Annotated in this window: 17 protein-coding genes and 1 pseudogene; 2 read left to right on the top strand and 16 right to left on the bottom strand. The window is 49.1% G+C overall.

Annotated elements, in window-relative coordinates:
• Window positions 1-205: 205 nt before the first annotated feature.
• Both rpnC and C1192_RS12290 read left to right on the top strand, forming a co-directional pair.
• A complete protein-coding gene (gene rpnC / locus C1192_RS12295; RefSeq protein ID WP_000339936.1) occupies window positions 206-1,102 on the top strand; it encodes a recombination-promoting nuclease RpnC in 897 nt (298 codons plus the stop codon).
• Window positions 1,103-1,170: 68 nt separating this feature from the next.
• A complete protein-coding gene (locus C1192_RS12290) occupies window positions 1,171-1,392 on the top strand; it encodes an RpnC/YadD family protein (RefSeq protein ID WP_038354966.1) in 222 nt (73 codons plus the stop codon).
• Window positions 1,393-1,462: 70 nt separating this feature from the next.
• On the opposite strand, the gene panC is transcribed toward C1192_RS12290, so the two are convergent.
• The 16 genes and pseudogenes from panC to thpR form a co-directional block, all read right to left on the bottom strand.
• Window positions 1,463-2,314, bottom strand: coding sequence for a pantoate--beta-alanine ligase (panC, locus tag C1192_RS12285; RefSeq protein WP_000905373.1), 852 nt, complete (start codon window positions 2,312-2,314; stop codon window positions 1,463-1,465).
• An 11-nt stretch (window positions 2,315-2,325) separates the two neighbouring features.
• The gene (panB, locus tag C1192_RS12280; protein WP_038354967.1) at window positions 2,326-3,120 is read right to left on the bottom strand and encodes a 3-methyl-2-oxobutanoate hydroxymethyltransferase; all 795 of its coding nucleotides are present in this window, start codon (window positions 3,118-3,120) and stop codon (window positions 2,326-2,328) included.
• 273 nt (window positions 3,121-3,393) lie between these two features.
• Window positions 3,394-4,617, bottom strand: a complete 1,224-nt coding sequence (locus tag C1192_RS12275) for a fimbrial-like adhesin (RefSeq protein WP_038354968.1) — start codon at window positions 4,615-4,617, stop codon at window positions 3,394-3,396.
• Between the two features lie 214 nt (window positions 4,618-4,831).
• Window positions 4,832-6,124 carry a fimbrial protein gene (locus C1192_RS12270; protein WP_038354969.1) on the bottom strand — a complete coding sequence of 431 codons (1,293 nt, stop codon included), beginning with the start codon at window positions 6,122-6,124 and terminating at the stop codon, window positions 4,832-4,834.
• A 9-nt stretch (window positions 6,125-6,133) separates the two neighbouring features.
• On the bottom strand, window positions 6,134-6,712 hold the full coding sequence (locus tag C1192_RS12265; protein ID WP_038354970.1) for a fimbrial-like protein: 579 nt from the start codon (window positions 6,710-6,712) through the stop codon (window positions 6,134-6,136).
• A gap of 31 nt (window positions 6,713-6,743) precedes the next feature.
• Window positions 6,744-7,313: a fimbrial protein gene (locus C1192_RS12260; protein ID WP_038354971.1), complete on the bottom strand. Its 570-nt coding sequence runs from the start codon at window positions 7,311-7,313 to the stop codon at window positions 6,744-6,746.
• 12 nt (window positions 7,314-7,325) lie between these two features.
• On the bottom strand, window positions 7,326-7,886 hold the full coding sequence (locus tag C1192_RS12255) for a fimbrial protein (protein ID WP_038354972.1): 561 nt from the start codon (window positions 7,884-7,886) through the stop codon (window positions 7,326-7,328).
• Window positions 7,887-7,909: 23 nt separating this feature from the next.
• On the bottom strand, window positions 7,910-10,501 hold the full coding sequence (locus tag C1192_RS12250; protein ID WP_038354973.1) for an outer membrane usher protein: 2,592 nt from the start codon (window positions 10,499-10,501) through the stop codon (window positions 7,910-7,912).
• 86 nt (window positions 10,502-10,587) lie between these two features.
• Window positions 10,588-11,319, bottom strand: coding sequence for a fimbrial chaperone (locus C1192_RS12245; RefSeq protein WP_052463032.1), 732 nt, complete (start codon window positions 11,317-11,319; stop codon window positions 10,588-10,590).
• A gap of 82 nt (window positions 11,320-11,401) precedes the next feature.
• Complete coding sequence (locus C1192_RS12240; RefSeq protein ID WP_038354974.1) at window positions 11,402-11,971, bottom strand: fimbrial protein; 570 nt, start codon at window positions 11,969-11,971, stop codon at window positions 11,402-11,404.
• A 464-nt stretch (window positions 11,972-12,435) separates the two neighbouring features.
• Window positions 12,436-12,915 carry a 2-amino-4-hydroxy-6-hydroxymethyldihydropteridine diphosphokinase gene (folK, locus tag C1192_RS12235; protein WP_000215161.1) on the bottom strand — a complete coding sequence of 160 codons (480 nt, stop codon included), beginning with the start codon at window positions 12,913-12,915 and terminating at the stop codon, window positions 12,436-12,438.
• On the bottom strand, window positions 12,912-14,309 hold the full coding sequence (gene pcnB, locus C1192_RS12230) for a polynucleotide adenylyltransferase PcnB (protein ID WP_206196644.1): 1,398 nt from the start codon (window positions 14,307-14,309) through the stop codon (window positions 12,912-12,914). The genes folK and pcnB overlap by 4 nt, the downstream gene beginning before the upstream one ends.
• A 59-nt stretch (window positions 14,310-14,368) precedes the next feature.
• Window positions 14,369-15,265: a tRNA glutamyl-Q(34) synthetase GluQRS gene (gene gluQRS, locus C1192_RS12225; RefSeq protein WP_032141541.1), complete on the bottom strand. Its 897-nt coding sequence runs from the start codon at window positions 15,263-15,265 to the stop codon at window positions 14,369-14,371.
• A 66-nt stretch (window positions 15,266-15,331) separates the two neighbouring features.
• Window positions 15,332-15,787 (bottom strand): RNA polymerase-binding protein DksA, encoded by a 456-nt coding sequence (gene dksA, locus C1192_RS12220; protein WP_001155227.1) that lies wholly within the window; start codon window positions 15,785-15,787, stop codon window positions 15,332-15,334.
• 177 nt (window positions 15,788-15,964) lie between these two features.
• Window positions 15,965-16,670 (bottom strand): annotated as a pseudogene (sfsA, locus tag C1192_RS12215) (DNA/RNA nuclease SfsA).
• A gap of 16 nt (window positions 16,671-16,686) precedes the next feature.
• Complete coding sequence (gene thpR / locus C1192_RS12210; protein ID WP_001294671.1) at window positions 16,687-17,217, bottom strand: RNA 2',3'-cyclic phosphodiesterase; 531 nt, start codon at window positions 17,215-17,217, stop codon at window positions 16,687-16,689.
• Window positions 17,218-17,269: the final 52 nt, after the last annotated feature.

Below are 17,269 nucleotides of genomic sequence, written 5' to 3'. Positions count from 1 at the left end.
TATTGCCCGATTTTTGTTTAGTGTCTACTCATCTGAGGCCATTTACAGCGGGAGTTTGCGTGCCGCGCCGAAGCCCGCTATGCAACTCCTGTAACCGATTGAAATTTCTCTGAACGCTGCTCGGTAAACAATAAAGAGACGGCTGACGACGGTATACATTGACTGGATACTGCCTTCACGCAAGCCAACATGGAAGACAGGGAAGATGGACGCACCAAGTACCACTCCGCATGACGCGGTTTTTAAACAATTTTTAATGCATGCGGAAACGGCCCGCGATTTCCTGGAGATACATTTGCCAGCGGAATTACGCGAGCTGTGTGATCTCGACACGCTGCATCTTGAGTCGGGGAGTTTTATCGAAGAAAGCCTGAAAGGGCATAGCACTGACGTACTCTATTCTGTGCAAATGCTGGGTAATCCCGGCTATCTGCATGTTGTGATTGAACATCAAAGCAAGCCGGACAAAAAAATGGCCTTTCGCATGATGCGCTACTCTATTGCCGCCATGCACCGACATCTGGAAGCGGACCACGATAAGCTGCCGCTGGTGGTGCCGATTCTGTTTTATCAGGGCGAGGCCACGCCTTACCCACTCTCGATGTGCTGGTTTGATATGTTTTACTCACCGGAGCTGGCGCGACGTGTCTATAACAATCCTTTCCCGCTGGTGGATATCACCATCACGCCAGATGATGAAATCATGAAACATCGGCGGATTGCGATTCTCGAACTGCTGCAAAAACATATTCGCCAGCGCGACTTAATGTTATTGCTGGAGCAACTGGTCACGCTGATTGACGAAGGGTACACTAGCGGAAGTCAGTTAGTTGCCATGCAAAACTATATGCTGCAACGCGGTCATACTGAACAAGCGGATTTGTTTTACGGTGTGGTGAGAGACAGGGAAACGGGAGGGGAGTCTATGATGACGCTGGCGCAGTGGTTTGAAGAGAAGGGAATTGAGAAGGGGATTCAGCAGGGAAGACAGGAGGAAAGGCAAGAATTCGCCCAGCGTTTTCTGAGTAAAGGGATGTCTCGGGAAGACGTTGCAGAGATGACGAATTTATCTCTTGCTGAGCTTGATAAGCTAATTAACTAAGTTGCCGGCATTATCAGTTATAGCCAGATAATGATTATTATTAACTGACCAGATAATTAAGGGAACCTATGGACATAAAGACACGGAGAGAAACCAGGCAGACGTTGGCGCAGTGGTTTGAAGAGAAGGGATTTCAGAAGGGATATAAAGAGGGACTCCAGAAGGTAAGACAGGAAGTAAGACAGGAATTCGCCCAGCGTCTTCTGAGTAAAGGAATGCTTCGTGAGGATGTTGCAGGGTTGGCAAATTTACCACTTACAGAGATTGATAAGCTAATTAACCTTAACTAAGTTACCTGTGTTATGACAGATTACGTGGCAATTAATAATTGGCGCTATCAGCCGTAGCGCCAGTTAAGTATTACGCCAGTTCGACCATTTTATTGTCGATCAGGCGAGCATCGCCAAGCCAGGCGGCAATCAGAATCACTGCCCGTTTGCTTTTTTCAGTGACTTCCAGCAACGTGTCGGCATCGCGAATCTGAATATCATCGGCGCGGAAGCCTTTTTCATTCAACTCTTGCCCAGCAATGGCGATAATTTCATCGAGATCCCGCTCTCCAGCCTGCAATTTGTCAGCAATCGAACTTAAAACTTTGTACAGACCTGGTGCAATTTTGCGTTGTTCTGCCGTCAGATAACCGTTACGGGAGCTGAGCGCAAGGCCGTCTTTCGCGCGCATAATCGGCACGCCGACAATCTCAATATCAAAGCCCATATCAGCGACCATTTTGCGGATCAGCGCCAGTTGCTGAAAATCCTTTTCTCCGAAGCAGGCGATGTCTGGCTGGACCAGGTTGAACAGCTTGCTGACGATGGTCGACACGCCACGGAAATGTCCCGGGCGGCTGGCGCCTTCCAGCATAGTGGAAAGGCCGGGAACATCAACATAGGTGTGGGTTTCTGTTCCGTTCGGGTAGATCTCTTTTACCGATGGCGCAAAGACCAAATCCACTTTACGCTTGTTTAACTTCTCGCAATCTTCCTGCAAGGTGCGCGGGTAGCGCGCCAGATCTTCCGGGCGGTCGAACTGCATTGGGTTAACGAAAATGCTAACCACCACCACATCGGCGCGGGCTTTGGCTTCGTCGACCAGTTTCATATGGCCATCATGCAGGTTACCCATAGTGGGCACCAGTGCCACGCGCTTGCCTTCCATACGCAGGCGGCGAATTTGCTGACGCAGCAGCGGCAGGGTTTCGATAATTAACACAACGTCACTCCTTAATGGAAACTGTGTTCTTCGCCCGGATAGACGCCGGACTCCACTTCAGCCATATACTGCCGCACCGCAGCACGGATGTCGCCCGTTTCAGCGAGGAAATTTTTGGCGAATTTAGGAATGTGACCACCGGTAATGCCGAATGCGTCGTGCATCACGAGGATCTGTCCGTCAGTGACGTTACCCGCACCAATGCCAATGACGGGGATCGCCAGTGCCTCGGTAATGCGTTTTGCCAGCTCAACGGGTACACACTCCAGTACCAGCAATTGCGCACCTGCGGCTTCTAGTGCTAACGCATCGCTGAGTAATTGGTCGCCAGCCTCATCACCACGCCCCTGCACTTTGTAGCCACCAAAAATATTCACGGACTGTGGCGTTAAGCCTAAGTGACCACATACCGGCACGGCACGTTCTGTCAGCATTTGTACCGTTTCTGCCAGCCATGCACCGCCTTCAATTTTGACCATATTGGCTCCGGCACGCATTACCCTGGCAGCATTTTCAAATGCCTGTTCCGGCGTGGCATAAGCCATAAAGGGGAGATCGGCCAAAAGCAGGCAGTTTGGCGCACCGCGACGCACGGCGGCGGTGTGATAGGCGATATCTTCAACTGTTACGGGAAGGGTGGAATCATGTCCCTGAACGGTCATACCTAGCGAGTCACCTACCAGCATCACGTTAAGGCCTTCGTCAGCAAACAATTTGGCGAAGCTGTAGTCGTAAGCGGTAATGGTCGCGAAGCGTTTTTTTTCCTGCTTGTATTTTTGAAGCTGCGAAATAGTCGTCGGTTTCATAACGTATCCTGATGGCTAAAGTGCAATTATTGGCATTCTAGCAGCCATATCGGGTGGGGCAATCATTTCGGTACGCTCATATCACCAGTTAAGTGATGATATGACTTGAGACTGATGACGAACGCAAAATTGCCTGATGCGCTACGCTTATCAGGCTCATATGGTGTGTCACAATTTATTGAATTTTTTTCACGATTTCATAGGCTGGATAAAGTGTCCGCGTCACATCCGGCGTGTAACAACGAACGCTTTTCCAGCAATCTGGCCTGTCTATCAAGGATAAGTTATCTGGAATCTGCTGGTGGCCTCGAAAGCGCCTCCCTTGATAGCTTCGTTTCCGTCTTGTTGCAATGTTGCCTGAAATTCAAGTACCTGCGTTGTTCCCTGGCCTTTGCCTGGGTAGATGCCACCTGAAGTATCGATTTCATCTTCATATGCTTTATACACAGAGGTTCCCACGTTAGGTTCGAGAACCATTTTTTCACTCACACGGTTTTTTAACCCTTCGATCAGAACACCGACGCCTTCTGCGGCATTGGAACCAGTCAACGTATTAGTGATTAATTTTTTGTTTTGCACCCCAATGTTTCCAGAGGACATTTTGGTTTCAATATTTTGCACACGAATACAGTTTTGTAGGGCTATTTGAAAAGGTACTGGAGTTGCACCATTTTTGATCTGACCGGTTGTATAGCTGCCAAGTTCAACAGTCGTTCCATTGACTGTTTTTCCTGTAATCACTGAGGAAAAACAGGTCGGAAGTGATAAGGTGACATTCGCTAAATTAAAGTTAAAAAAGATATTCCCACTGTACCCTTGAACCGTTCCACCCGCATTCTCGGCCTTAAAACTGTAAAGGTAATCGCTGCTGCTGAGTAATGTTATTTTTTGGCTGGCTGTAGGGTTAAATGTCGTATCTGAATAAAATTCAACAGTAAAGTCTTGAAAAATTCCACCTATTCTAAAAAATTTTGGAGTCCACCTGCCATCCCGTTGCTCACAGGCTCGTTGCAGATCGGCGTCATGGAATCTAAAGTGGAAAGTTTGTGTTGGTGCGTCCCCTATAAATATATCCGGGACGTCAGCGGTTGTATTATAAGCTGTCCATATGGTTGATATTTTTAATGTATAATACAGTCCTGGAACGGATGTTTTGAATAATTTATGTCCCCCGTAAACGAGCCCTGAATCAACCATTTTATTTCTGACAGTGATAGGGCCGCCAGTAGCACTGGAATGTGCTGTACAATATACACTGCCACTGTCATGGGTATCCTGATTAGGCCAGCGTAATTGTACCCCAGTCGGACCGAGTTGAGTTGGGCGGTAAAATACCAGGTTATTATTGCTCCCAGAATACTGGAAGTTTGCACGGCCATCTCTCTCCGGCGGTACGCCGTCAGGTCCTGCGCCAACAATAAAATCGACGGTTGCGTTACAGACACAATTAACAAATAGAAGAATGGTAAAAATAACAAATTGTAGAGTAGTTTTCATACGCACTCCATTGCAAACACTCATTGCATGAGTATTTGATATTTAGTGATAGTAAGATTTAATCAGCATAATGCTGGTTCCCTTTTGCGTAGCTAACATCATTTATTAATATAATAGAAATGATATAGAGTTATGATTTTTTAATTTATCAGTGTAGTTTTGTGGCACAAACCGCTTACTGCCAGACGCAGTGAGCACCTGGCAGTATGTAATATTAGGGATAAGTCATGGAGAATGTGCCCGTGGCTTCAAATGCGCCTGCGGTGATCACCGGGGTGGGTTGATCCTGCACGAAATCGGGAACCAGTTGCGCTTCGAAATCCAGGATATGTTCGACCCCAGGGTGCGTCACATCAATGGCATTAATGTCAATCCAACCGTCGGGGGTTGTCGCCGACTCATATTCCGTATAAACGGAATATGGATTGTTAGGATAAAGCTGTTCCGCTTTACCGGTCACGGCATCGTTCAGGCCGGTAATTTTTACCCCAATTCCTCCGGCTGCATTGTTTATCTGTTGGTTGCCCAATAGCCTGACGCTGTTCCCGGTCTTTGTGGTGGATAGTTTCGTTATTATGCTTCCAATCCCCACACAGTCTTTTAATGCTATCTGGAACTGACGTTTGGAATTACTGGTCCCGTTACTAATATCCGAAGTTAAAACATTGCCAAAATCGACGGTGTTGCCTTTAACATTTGTACCTGCAACGGCATCGGCATAACAGGTTGGGGCCGTAATCATCAGACCAAGGTTTCTAAACTCAACCACTAAATAATACCCTTGTCCCTGGGTACTGCTTCTGATGCTAAAACCGGGGGAATTTGTTGAAGCGAAACCACGGGTATCAAGGGTACTGTTACTGTCAATCTCCGCCTTAAATGAATCGTAGTCGCCAGAAGCGCCGCCACCAGTATATATACGGCTCTGATAGTCGCTGCCGAGGTAATAGGTGGTTCTCACCTGGAAAGTGAGTTGTTGATAGCCTGTACATTGTGATGGGTCGACAACATGGCCCGAGAATTCATCTCTATGGGTTCCATCAGCAAGGAGGCTGTGTTCCGCTCCTATGCCAAATGTAATGCCAGGGCTACTGAAATTAAGGATTTCGACCGACACATAGACGCCTTGTATCGTTGTATTAAATAAGGGCTTGCCATCATACTGTTTGCCTGAGTTAATCAGGTTATGGTAAATCTCCGAATTGGATTGATCTCCGCTGGACGCGTCGCCAAAATAACAGTAAATCATATTGGATGTGGAGTTCGATATCATGGATACGCCTAACGGCTTAATCAATCCTGGTGCGGGCTGCCCAGCAGAAGCGGGTTGTGTTCCATTCGGAAAAATATTGATTATAACATTACCATCATCATTTGGTTCGCCGTAGCTAATACGTGTTCCCGCCCATGTTGAAAATACAGTGCCTGTGCTGATCAATAATACCAGGCTAATTACTGTTTTACTCAGTTTGTTAATGATCATCTGAATCCACTCTTTATCTTTCATTCCATTGAATTAATCGTACCAAGTATCTACCAGTACACTGGTTGCCACTTTCCCGGCAGTGACAGAGGCAATATCATCAATTTTTTGCATTCGGGTATAAAAAGCCCAGGTCGAATTATTCAGACCCTGTGCATTCACCGTGTATGTCGACCGTGAAATACCCGCTGGAGACCAGACGTTAAACATATTGCTGCGATCGTGCGTTGAGAAAATCACCACGCCAACATTTTTGGCACCATTACTTTCCTCATTCGGAAAAATTTGTTGCGAGCCTGCTGCAAAAGCGCCGCTTTTAGGTTTGAAATCCAGATGCAAATTTGTAGTCCCTGTTGGGGCACTCCCGGAACAGTTATACAAATGGATAAAGAATTCCTGACCCCCTGAAAAATATTGCTCCGCTGTAATGCCTCTGGCGAAGTAACCCAGGCTCACCGTACCTAAATCGACCGTCCCGCTGTTGCTAACGGATACCGTGCAGGTGGTGCTCAGCACTTTTGCGTTAAAGTCGACACTCACATCAGCCAATGTACTGGCACTAAATAGCGCAGCAACAATGATAAGAGTGGTAGATAAACCGTGCTTTTTCATAACGTCCCTTTTACACAGGCTGCGCTGTAAATCACTTATAGGTAATATCAAATACTGCCTGGCTGGAAAACTCACCGGCAGTGATGTCCGCGTTAGCCTTACCGCTTTCGAGAACCAGACGTGCGCTGAGCGGCACGGTCACGCTATTGCCGACTATTGTGACCGGGAACGCGTTGGCGGTTTTACACTTCAGTTGTGTGCCGCTTCCAGCATTGGCTGACCCCCAGACTTCAACGGCGACCGCTGCTGCTTTCGGGGTTGCAACGGAGGAGTTGGCAAATGCTTCTCCCCCGTCACAGGTTGAACCACTGGCCGGTTTCAATGTGAACTCAGCTTTGGACGTTGCTGCGCAGTTGTTGAGTATCAGATTGAATGATTTTGCTTTGTTTCCGCTGATCACTTCCGGGATGAAAACATCCTGAAAATCAATGTCGGTAACTGTCTTTGAGTTTTCCTGTAGTTCGGCGCTACAGGTTCCCGCTGTGATTTTTGTCACGACGGTAAGATCCAGGGAATCCGTGGTGGCATTGGCGGTATTCATCCCAATGCTGAAGCATGCCATGGCGCTGACGACGTAGCAGGCTAAAGTTGTTTTTTTCATTGTGCTACCCCGTTATTCATAGGTGAAGTTAAACGTGACTTTGGCGCTGAAATCACCGATTGTGCCCTTATCAGCCTGGGTTTCTCGCATTACGGCAGCCAGTTTTAACCCGTCCTTGGTGATTTCATTGGCAGTCCACGTGATTTTTTCATCGTTCTGGACTTTAAAAAATGTGTCAGTTGACGTACTGGCCCGACGGAAACCGACACCGATATTGTTCGTTAACCCGGCTCCCGTTGCGGGGGGAATCGCCAGATTCACGCTTGCACTGGTTTTTTTCTCTGCCATGATGGTAGAAACGATTTTGCTTGGGCTGCCCGTACAGTTTTCCGTTTTTAAGGTAAATTCGCCTACCGTTTCGGCACTTTTCGCGCGTAACTGGTCGAGCCTGATATCAGGAATGACCAGCTTATAGGCGTCAGTGCCGGTTTTAGACGTACCGGTTCCTTCCAGTTTGATATCACAGGTCGGCTGTATAATATCGGCCCTGAATTTAACGTCGACATCAACGGCCAGTGCCGAGGCTGAGAGCGTCAGCACGGCAAGTGCCAGAGGAATATTTTTCCGTGTCATAGGTTATCCATATCTCGCGGATTTTAGTGAGTTGCAGATACCGTACAGAGTACGTTATCCAGTGACAGGGTCTGGTTGCCGCGCTGGTCAGCAGCGGATGCCGGAACCTGATAGCGCGCGATGCAGTACTGTGAAACGTTGTCCTTATCGGACCAGTTCACCCGCAACACGCCGTTATCTTCGATACCGCGTACAAAGGCCTGGTTGTTCTGGCCGATGTAGCCCAGAGACTGCCCTTGCTCATTGGTGATATTGGCGGCAAATGGCAGAGGTTCGCCATCGCTACGACGCATCGAGATCATCGCTGAGCGGCCCTGATCGGTTTCGAAACTGGTCATGGTAATTGCCCCGTAGCGCGGAACCGTTTGTGAACTGGTGCTCTTAAGCTCTACGTCGTTTTCCAGCTCCTGAATATCGAGCGTGATGTTGTTTTCCCGATACGGAGAGGCGGACGTGGCGACGCCATAACCCCAACGGTCAATGGTGTTACTGCTGTAGTTGATTCGTGCGCCATGCGCTCCAGGGGCTTTCACCAGGACAAGCGTATCGGTATCGCTAAAGCTGTGATTGGTATACGTCAGCCCGCCACCGTGCAGGACAAAGCCGCCATCGGTGCTGAGAGAGAGCTGACGGCTGTGGTCAGTGTCAGCCGATGCTGAGCCAGACCATGTACCCCATTGCGATTCATAGCTGAGATAACCGCCAATATCTGCCAGATTGGAACTCTGCTTATTGGTGGAGTAATTGGTATTCACGCTGTAGTTATATTTTCCATCGCCGCTGCTGCCGTTGGCGCTGGCGCTCAAACGATGGCTGCCGTTAAAGTCAGTGCTCATACGGCTGTCGAGATACTGGAAGCCGCTGTCGCGATGTTTACCGCCCAGTAATTTTTCCAGCGGAATGCTGAAACTCAGATAGAAACTGTCATCCTGATCGCCGTCTTCATTCCAGGTGCGTTGTACTGTGGCACTCCAGGTTCCCCAACTTGTCCCTTTGCTGTAGCCCATGGAGTACGTGCTCTGGCTATGGCTTCCGCTCCAGTAATCCGTCCAACTACCATTAAGATAAAACGAGCCATAATCGACCTCCTCGAACATCAGCGGCTGGTTGAGACTGATAGTGAACTGATTGCGGGTACGCTGATAATTCCCCATTGTGCGTTGCTCGTCTGGTGAGCTGTGTCTGGCATCATCCTGTAACGTCAGGGCATCGTTCAGCCCCAGGTAATTACTGGTGGAATAGCGATAGGCGGCCAGGTTTAGTGAGGTATTGGTGGCACTGAACATTTTGTTCCACGAAATACGATAGCTTTGCCCGGTGTAGGTTTGATCGTTGTAGATATTCGCCTTCGACTGAGTGACGTCCAGCGATACTGCGCCGATGCTGGTGTTTACGCCCAGCCCCAGCAGCACGGCCATAAAGTCAGCATCGGTGAACTGGATACCCGTATAGCCGGTGAAGGTGTTGTTGATACCGTAGTAGAATGACCCTTGCAGCAAGTTATAGTCTTCGCGCAAATCGTCGCGAACGATTTGCCCGCCGCTGAGATCCCAACGCCCGACGCCCGGACGCAGCATCTGCATAACCGAGGAGAACGGTTGTGAGAATGTCCGCCGTGAACCGTCGGCTTCTTCAATGGTGACCACCAGATCATTGCCGTAGCCAGAAGGCATGATGTCATCAATGGCGAATTCGCCAGGCGGTACGGTTCCTTCGTAAATTTTATAGCCGCCCTGGGTGATGGTGACTTTGGCGTTACTGTTTGCCACGCCGCGGATCACCGGGGCAAAACTGGTCATGGAAGGCGGTAACATGCGGTCGTCGCTGTACAGGCGTGCGCCTTTAATGCCGACAGAGTCGAAGGTTTCCCCGGTGGTGTAGGTCTCCCCGACCACAAGTTGAGAACGAATAAATGGCAGCTCGCGCTGCATATAGCTGTTCTGGATATCAAAATTACCGCCAACATCCTGCTGCCAGCTATAGTTACCGTTGCTTCTGAAATGCCAGTTCCCGAGGTTAAGCCCTGCGTTGAGCGCAGTATAGAACGACTGAGTTTCATCACCCCGGCGCGTGTTGCGCCAGCCGTTCATACGGTAGGACAACATGGCGGCACTGATGCCGTCTTCCCATAATGACGGGTCGATATATCCCTGATAATTACTGAGGATCCAGATCTGCGGAACCGTGATATCCAACTTCTGATCGTTAGTATCGAAATAGACTTCTGACTGTGGGATCGCCCGCGCCAGATCGAGACAATCATCAGCTTCCGCTTCGCCTTTGCGTAATACAGCCTCTCCGTCTTTGAGATCCGGCTGTTTAATATGCAACTGATTGAGCATTTTACGAGAAATACAGGCGTCGGCACTTTTCTTGCCGGTATCAATAAGTTCTACGGTCATGCTCGTTGCGGCACTTTCATTGACGTAGACTTTTACGTCATAGCTGCCGGGCATAGCAGGGTTACCGTCGGAATAACGCGACAGGTCAATCCCCTGGGCAGAACTCCCCATCAGGAAGCTGGGATCGTATTCAATACTTTCTGCCGCATTGGCAGCATGGCCATAAATGCAGGCAAAAATAACGGCAATCCGTGTCAGTTTACAATGAGTCATCTGTTTTTTCTTATGCTCGACGCTGTAATCATTCAGTCAATAATTAATTCAAGATATTTACCCTGGCGATAATGTAATTCGTGAGATTACATATTTGCTTCGCCTTTTATTTCACTGCCGTAATCACTAATAGCTGAATAGTGTAATTTAGCGCCGCCAGGGGAGGTATTCAGACCCTGTACTGTAAATTCGGCATCGCTTTTTGGTGCAACCATTGTGGCGTCTACGATATATTTTTTATTTCCCGACTGCACTTCGACAGACGAGAAGGAAACATAATAAGGCGTTGGGTTCGTTACTTTTATTTTATTTCCATTCCAGCGCCAGGTTAATTGCTCTGGCGCTTTGAAATGCTCACCGGCTAATCCATCAGGGCGATAGAACAGTTTGATACGGGTACGGAAAGCCAGTTGCAGGACATTTTTATTTTCAGCTTCTTTTGCCTGCATTTTGGGTGGAACTTCCAGCACGTTAAACCAGTACACACTTTCCCTGTCTTTCGGTAATGCCTGCGTACCGGTATAGGTGATGGTAACGGTTTGGCCTTTTTTCGGGTCTATGCGTGAGACCGGTGGGGTCGCGTTAAACGGGACTTTGATCAAAGCCGGGTCTACATTGTCATCACCGGTATCAAGCCAGGACTGCACCAGCAATGGGCGAGAGCCTTTATTTTCCAGGCGAGCAGTGATCTTTTTGTCGCTTTCTTTATAGATGATGCGCGTACCGTTGATAACGATATCGGCCTGGGTTATGGGGCTGAATGCCGTAAGCGTTGCACCGACAACGATAGCAGCGATAGTCTTGTTATAATTCAACATGTTATCTCTCCCTGAAACATCTCTAAATCCTGAAACAGGGGATGTAACACATCCCCTTGTGATTTTTACAACGGTAACGCTATTACTGATAAGTCAGGGTATAGGTTGCGTTGGTTTTCACCGGGCCGCTGGTGACGGTTGCGGTTGAAGAAGATTTCACATAGGACGCCATATAGCTGAAGGTGGCGATATGGCTGGTTGAATCGATAGGAGAAGAAATTTTGCTTGAAGGATCGTTTACTTTAACCAGTGCCGGGGTGGGGGCGGAGACATCGTGAAGTGCGATGTTGACACCTTTAGCCGGGCCGCTGATGGAGTTGTCATTTTCCAGAGTACCCTGGGTGGAGCTGTGGAAAGTAGAGGTAAAGCTCATTGTTGCCGTTTTATTTGCGGCTGCATTGGAGCAGTTTACTGAGATGCTGATTGCTGCCGGGTATGCACCCAGCGCTTTGTCATTCAGCGCTGCAATATCACTTGGTTTCGCGGTTTTCAGGGTGATGTTAACGTCGTTGCTGCCACCGTTAACGGTTGCCGGGCAGGTTTCATCAGAAACCAGACCGTTGATATTGATTTCACCACCATCCACAGCCATTGCATTACCAGCAGAAAAACAGGACGCTGCCAGAACAACCGCCAGAAGCTTCTTGTTCATTATAATTCTCCATAAAATATTAAATGAGTTAAAAAATGATACGTAAAGTTAATTACGGGATGGGCAATATAATAGTAGTGTGTTTTTTTGTAAAATATTGTTTTTATATTAATAGGCTATTTGCATTTCTATATTAAATATTATTTTTATAATGAATATTATGTGTGGCTTTTTATTTCTGTGATGAATTGTTTGGCGGCAAATCTGGCAGGGTAAGTGGATGAAAGATATATATATCCTTTCTATTTCATTTAAATGGCTCTAAATTGTTTTAAAAGTCAATATTTATCATTGTTAGAATAAATTAAATTACATTTAAGATAAAATCATGTGTAATTGATTAAAGTTTGATGTCAAAGCGAACGGGGGAAATAATATTAAATTAGAGGATGTTTTAATTATTTTTTTGTGCGTATTTTTTGTATTACGCGAAAGCAGGGCTAATTAATACAGGAGAACACGTATTACCAAAGAGAAGGGCGCGGAAATTGTGCATCAGTCAGTAACCGGGCAAGCGTGTGGTTATCCGGGAATACGAGACCTGGCGCAATCTCAAACAGCGGCCAGAGCATAAAACCACGATTCTTCATATCATAGTGCGGAACAGTGAGGCGTTCAGTGTTAATCACCGCATCACCAAACAGCATGATGTCGAGATCTAACGTGCGCGGCCCCCAGCGTTCGGCCTTACGAACGCGACCTTGCTGCAATTCAATACGCTGTGTGTGATTGAGTAACTCTTCAGGTGCGAGAGTTGTTTCCAGCGCCACGGCGGCGTTTAAGTAATCCGGCTGATCTTGTGGCCCCAGCGGAGGGGTACGGTAAAACGAAGAAACGGCAAGAATGCGGCTTTCAGGAATTTCACCGAGTGCTTTCACGGCAGCATTGACCTGCTCCAGCGGAGAGGCCAGATTGCTGCCTATGGCAATATATGCCACTGTCATGTGGTGCCCTCGCGACGCGGTGCGCGTTTGCGCGGACGACGAGTACGACGGCGCTGTGCTGGTTCTTCATCCAGCTCGGTGAGCATCCCTTTTTGATCTGGTGGCGCAGAAACCTGGAATTCACCCCACCATTTCGCCAGACGTTGCAGCTCAGCGTTGCGTTCCACTTCTGCACGCAGTGCCAGCAGGTCGTAAGCGGCGCGGAATTTCGGATGCTCCAGCAGTTTCCATGCACGTTTGCCCTGACGACGGGACATGCGCAACTGCAACTGCCAGATATCGCGAGTTAGCGTAGTCAGACGTTTCGGGATCGCCAGTGAACGGCAGGCTTCGTCCAGCACATCGTTCATCGCCAGCGCGAAAGCATCGTGATAGGTAAGGCCGCTCTCTTGCGCGATTTTTTGTGCCGTCTCCAGCAGTGGATACCAGAACATGGCGGCAAACAGGAACGCCGGGTTAACGCGCATATCATTATGGATACGCGTATCAGTATTTTTCAGTACCTGCTCAATCATCCGCTCCATTGGGCTGTCGCCATTTTCCGTGAAGTAACGGGTAATGGTCGGGAACAGCGGCTGGAACAGATGATATTCACACAGCAATTTATAGGTTTCGTAACCGTAGCCTGCTTGTAGAAGTTTGAGTGATTCTTCAAACAGGCGTGCCGGTGGGATATCGTTCAGCAGGGTAGCCAGGCGTGGGATCGGTTCTGCGGTTTCCGGGCTGATACGCATACCCAACTTGGCGGCAAAACGTACCGCGCGCAGCATACGTACCGGATCTTCACGGTAGCGCGTTTCCGGGTTACCAATCAGGCGAATCACGCCGTCTTTCAGATCTTTCATGCCGCCAACGTAATCACGGACGGTAAAATCCGCGACGCTGTAATACAGGCTGTTGATGGTGAAATCGCGGCGCTGGGCGTCTTCTTCGATGGAGCCGAATATGTTGTCGCGCAGCAACATGCCGTTTTGCCCACGCTGGGAGGTCGTGCGGTCGCTGACGTTGCCTTCGTGGTGCCCACGGAAGGTTGCGACTTCGATAATTTCCGGACCAAACATCACGTGAGCAAGACGGAAACGGCGACCCACCAGACGGCAGTTACGGAATAGTTTGCGTACCTGCTCAGGCGTGGCGTTAGTGGTCACGTCGAAATCTTTCGGCTTTTTGCCAAGTAACAGGTCGCGCACGCCGCCGCCAACCAGCCAGGCTTCGTATCCCGCTTTATTGAGCCTGTACATTACCTTCAGGGCATTTTCACTGATATCTTTGCGGGAAATAGCATGCTGTTCACGCGGGATCACCGTCACCTGTGGACGGGCGACTGCCTGTTCAGCCTCGCTCTCCTCGCGGCTTAGCACCTTGCGGCAAAAATTAGCGACTCGGGTAAAAATAATACACCTCGGTAGTGTCAAACATCATTCAGGACAAAAAAATAGCGGCTAATCATAGCTCAGCATGACGCATTTGAGAATGTTGAATTTACAATTGCCGACTCAGGTACGGCGGTCAGCGTCCAGTTTTTGACGGCTGACTGAAGGATTTGCTCGACGCTGAAATCCTGCCAATGTGTTTCTGCCTGCTGACCAAGAAATTGAAGTGCCGCGATTAGTACCGGGCGCGGGTCGCCTTTTGGTAACGCAGGCGCATGATTCTGCTTGGAAAGTTTAGCGCCTTGTGCGTTAAGCGCCAGCGGCAAATGAATGTAATCTGGCGCTTGCCAGTCAAAAAGCTGGTACAGCGAGATTTGCCGCACTGTGGGTTCAATCAAATCTGCGCCACGGACAATTTCAGTCACGCCCTGAAAGTGATCATCAACCACCACAGCCAGGTTATAGGCAAACAAACCATCACGGCGATGAATAATAAAATCTTCCTGCGCCAGTTTTTCGTCGGCGTGGATAATGCCGCGCAGTTGGTCAGTGAACTGCATAACCGGATGCACCTGCCGAATACGTACAGCCGCGTTGTCCGGGCCATGATGCAATTCACGGCAATGACCGTCGTAGATACCGCCAATACTGTGAATACGTGCGCGCGTACAGGTGCAGTAATAACTTAGTCCTTGCTCACGTAACCAGGCGAGGGCTTCACGATAGGCGTCGTGACGTTGGGATTGCCAGAGAACATCGCCGTCCCAGTGCAGGCCGTAATGTTCCAGTTGGCGCAGGATAGTCTCTGCGGCACCGGGAACTTCACGGGGTGGGTCGATATCTTCAATGCGTACCAGCCAGCGACCTTGCCGGGCGTGTGCTTGCAGATAGCTGCCAAGCGCAGCGATCAGAGAACCAAAATGAAGTTCGCCGGAAGGTGAGGGGGCAAAGCGCCCAATATAGTGTGTGTCTGTCATCTCTTTGAACAAAAAATAAGGCGGGAGCATTTCCCGCCTGTGGTAAACGTGATGGAACAGCTTTAATTAGCCAGCCATCTGTTTTTCGCGAATTTCAGCCAGCGTTTTGCAGTCGATGCACAGATCGGCTGTTGGGCGCGCTTCCAGACGACGAATACCAATTTCAACACCGCAGGATTCGCAGTAGCCGAAATCTTCGTCTTCCACTTTTTTCAGCGTCTTCTCGATCTTTTTGATCAGCTTACGCTCGCGATCGCGGTTACGCAGTTCGAGGCTGAACTCTTCTTCCTGGGCGGCACGGTCTACCGGATCCGGGAAGTTGGCGGCTTCATCCTGCATATGTGTAACGGTGCGATCGACTTCATCCCTGAGTTGATTACGCCATGCTTCCAGAATACGACGGAAGTGCGCCAGCTGGGCTTCGTTCATATACTCTTCGCCCGGCTTCTCCTGATATGGCTCCACCCCAGCGATGGCGAGAATACTCAGGGACGATGTTTTACGGTTTTGCCCTTCTTGCATGTTGCTTCTCCTTAACACGCACTATCGATCCCCATGTTCGGGGGAAAAATGAGGCCGCTATAAATAGCAGATGCTTTTCCGGATAGCAATTATCTAAACGTAACACTTGACAACAGTGTGAGGAAAAGCGTATTTGCGCACGCGACCAGAATGTAAATTAACCAGTTACTTATTCAACTACAGAGTAACGGGCAGTGATTTTTTAAGAGCCATACCTTCAGCAGAAAGTTCCGCCTTATAAGCCAGAATTTCTACCCCCCCTCTGTTGAGCCTCTGACAATAGTTGCGCGTATTTCTCATCGATGTGGCGCGCGGGTGAAAACCGTGTAATGGCTGAATGTAGCACGGCGAAAAAAATCACTGCACGCTGGCCTTCAGCCGCTACGCTCATCAACTCCCGAAGATGTTTCTGACCTCGTTCAGTCACTGCATCGGGAAAGTATCCCTGTTCGTTTTCCGCTAACGTAACCGATTTCACTTCAATATAGCAGTCAGGTCGAAACCTCGCCTGTAACATGAAGTCAACACGGCTGCGTTCGGCACCGTATTTTACTTCGCTTTTCAGCGAGCTATAGCCTGACAGCTCCGAAATATTCCCATTAAGGATAGCCTCTTTCGTCAATCTGTTTGCCCAAAGTGTATTGACGCAAATAAATGCACCGTTTTGGCTTTGGGTCAGTTCCCAGGTGTGCGGATATTTCCGTTTTGTGTTGTCGGAAGTTGAATACCAGACGGTATCTCCAGGTGTTGCACAACCGGTCATCGCGCCAGTATTCGGGCAGTGTAGCGTTAATTCCTGGCCATCTGGTGTGATCACATCGGCTAAAAAACGTTTATAACGTTGAACCAGCGTAGCGCGTTGTAGAGGGGGTGAAAATTCCATTGCGATAAAACCCTTGTTATTGCGTCAGTGTCCAGCGTTTTAGCGGCGTGTAGCGTGTGCGTCCTCGGGCAAACGAGGAAGCGTAAAGGGTGAACTCCGTCACCGCATACGACCAGTTAAAGCCAGGCGGCGGGATTGTCACCGCCTCGCTGGCATCGCGCAATAAGGTGATATGCGGATGAAACGGTCGATTGCTTTGAAAACAACCACTGCGTGCTGCTTGTGAACGAAGCATATTCGCCAGTTGGATTAATCCGCGCGGCGGCTGGCGCATACCAAGCCACACCACGCGAGAACGTAGCCACTGACCGGCGTCATCAAGCGTTAGTGTGAAACCGGGTTGACGAATCCGTCCGGCCAAAAGTGAGAGCGCCTTCTCTTTCTCTGCGCTCACTTCGCCTAAAAACGCCAGCGTCAGATGCAAGTTCTCAGCGGCAACCGGACGCCCCGCTTCTGGTGGAAACTGTGCGGCGCGCCAGTGGATAATCTGTTCGCGGATTTCTGCAGGTAAGTCGATGGCAAAGAACAGCCGTTGCGGTTCAGACATGTCAGGCACTCGGTTATGAATTACCGCGATGCTACAATGCGCCGCGAAGAAT

The sequence above is a fragment of the Escherichia marmotae genome (assembly GCF_002900365.1).
GTDB lineage: Bacteria > Pseudomonadota > Gammaproteobacteria > Enterobacterales > Enterobacteriaceae > Escherichia > Escherichia marmotae.
Note: the sequence above shows the minus strand (reverse complement) of the source record. Positions and strands in the feature narration are given on the sequence as shown.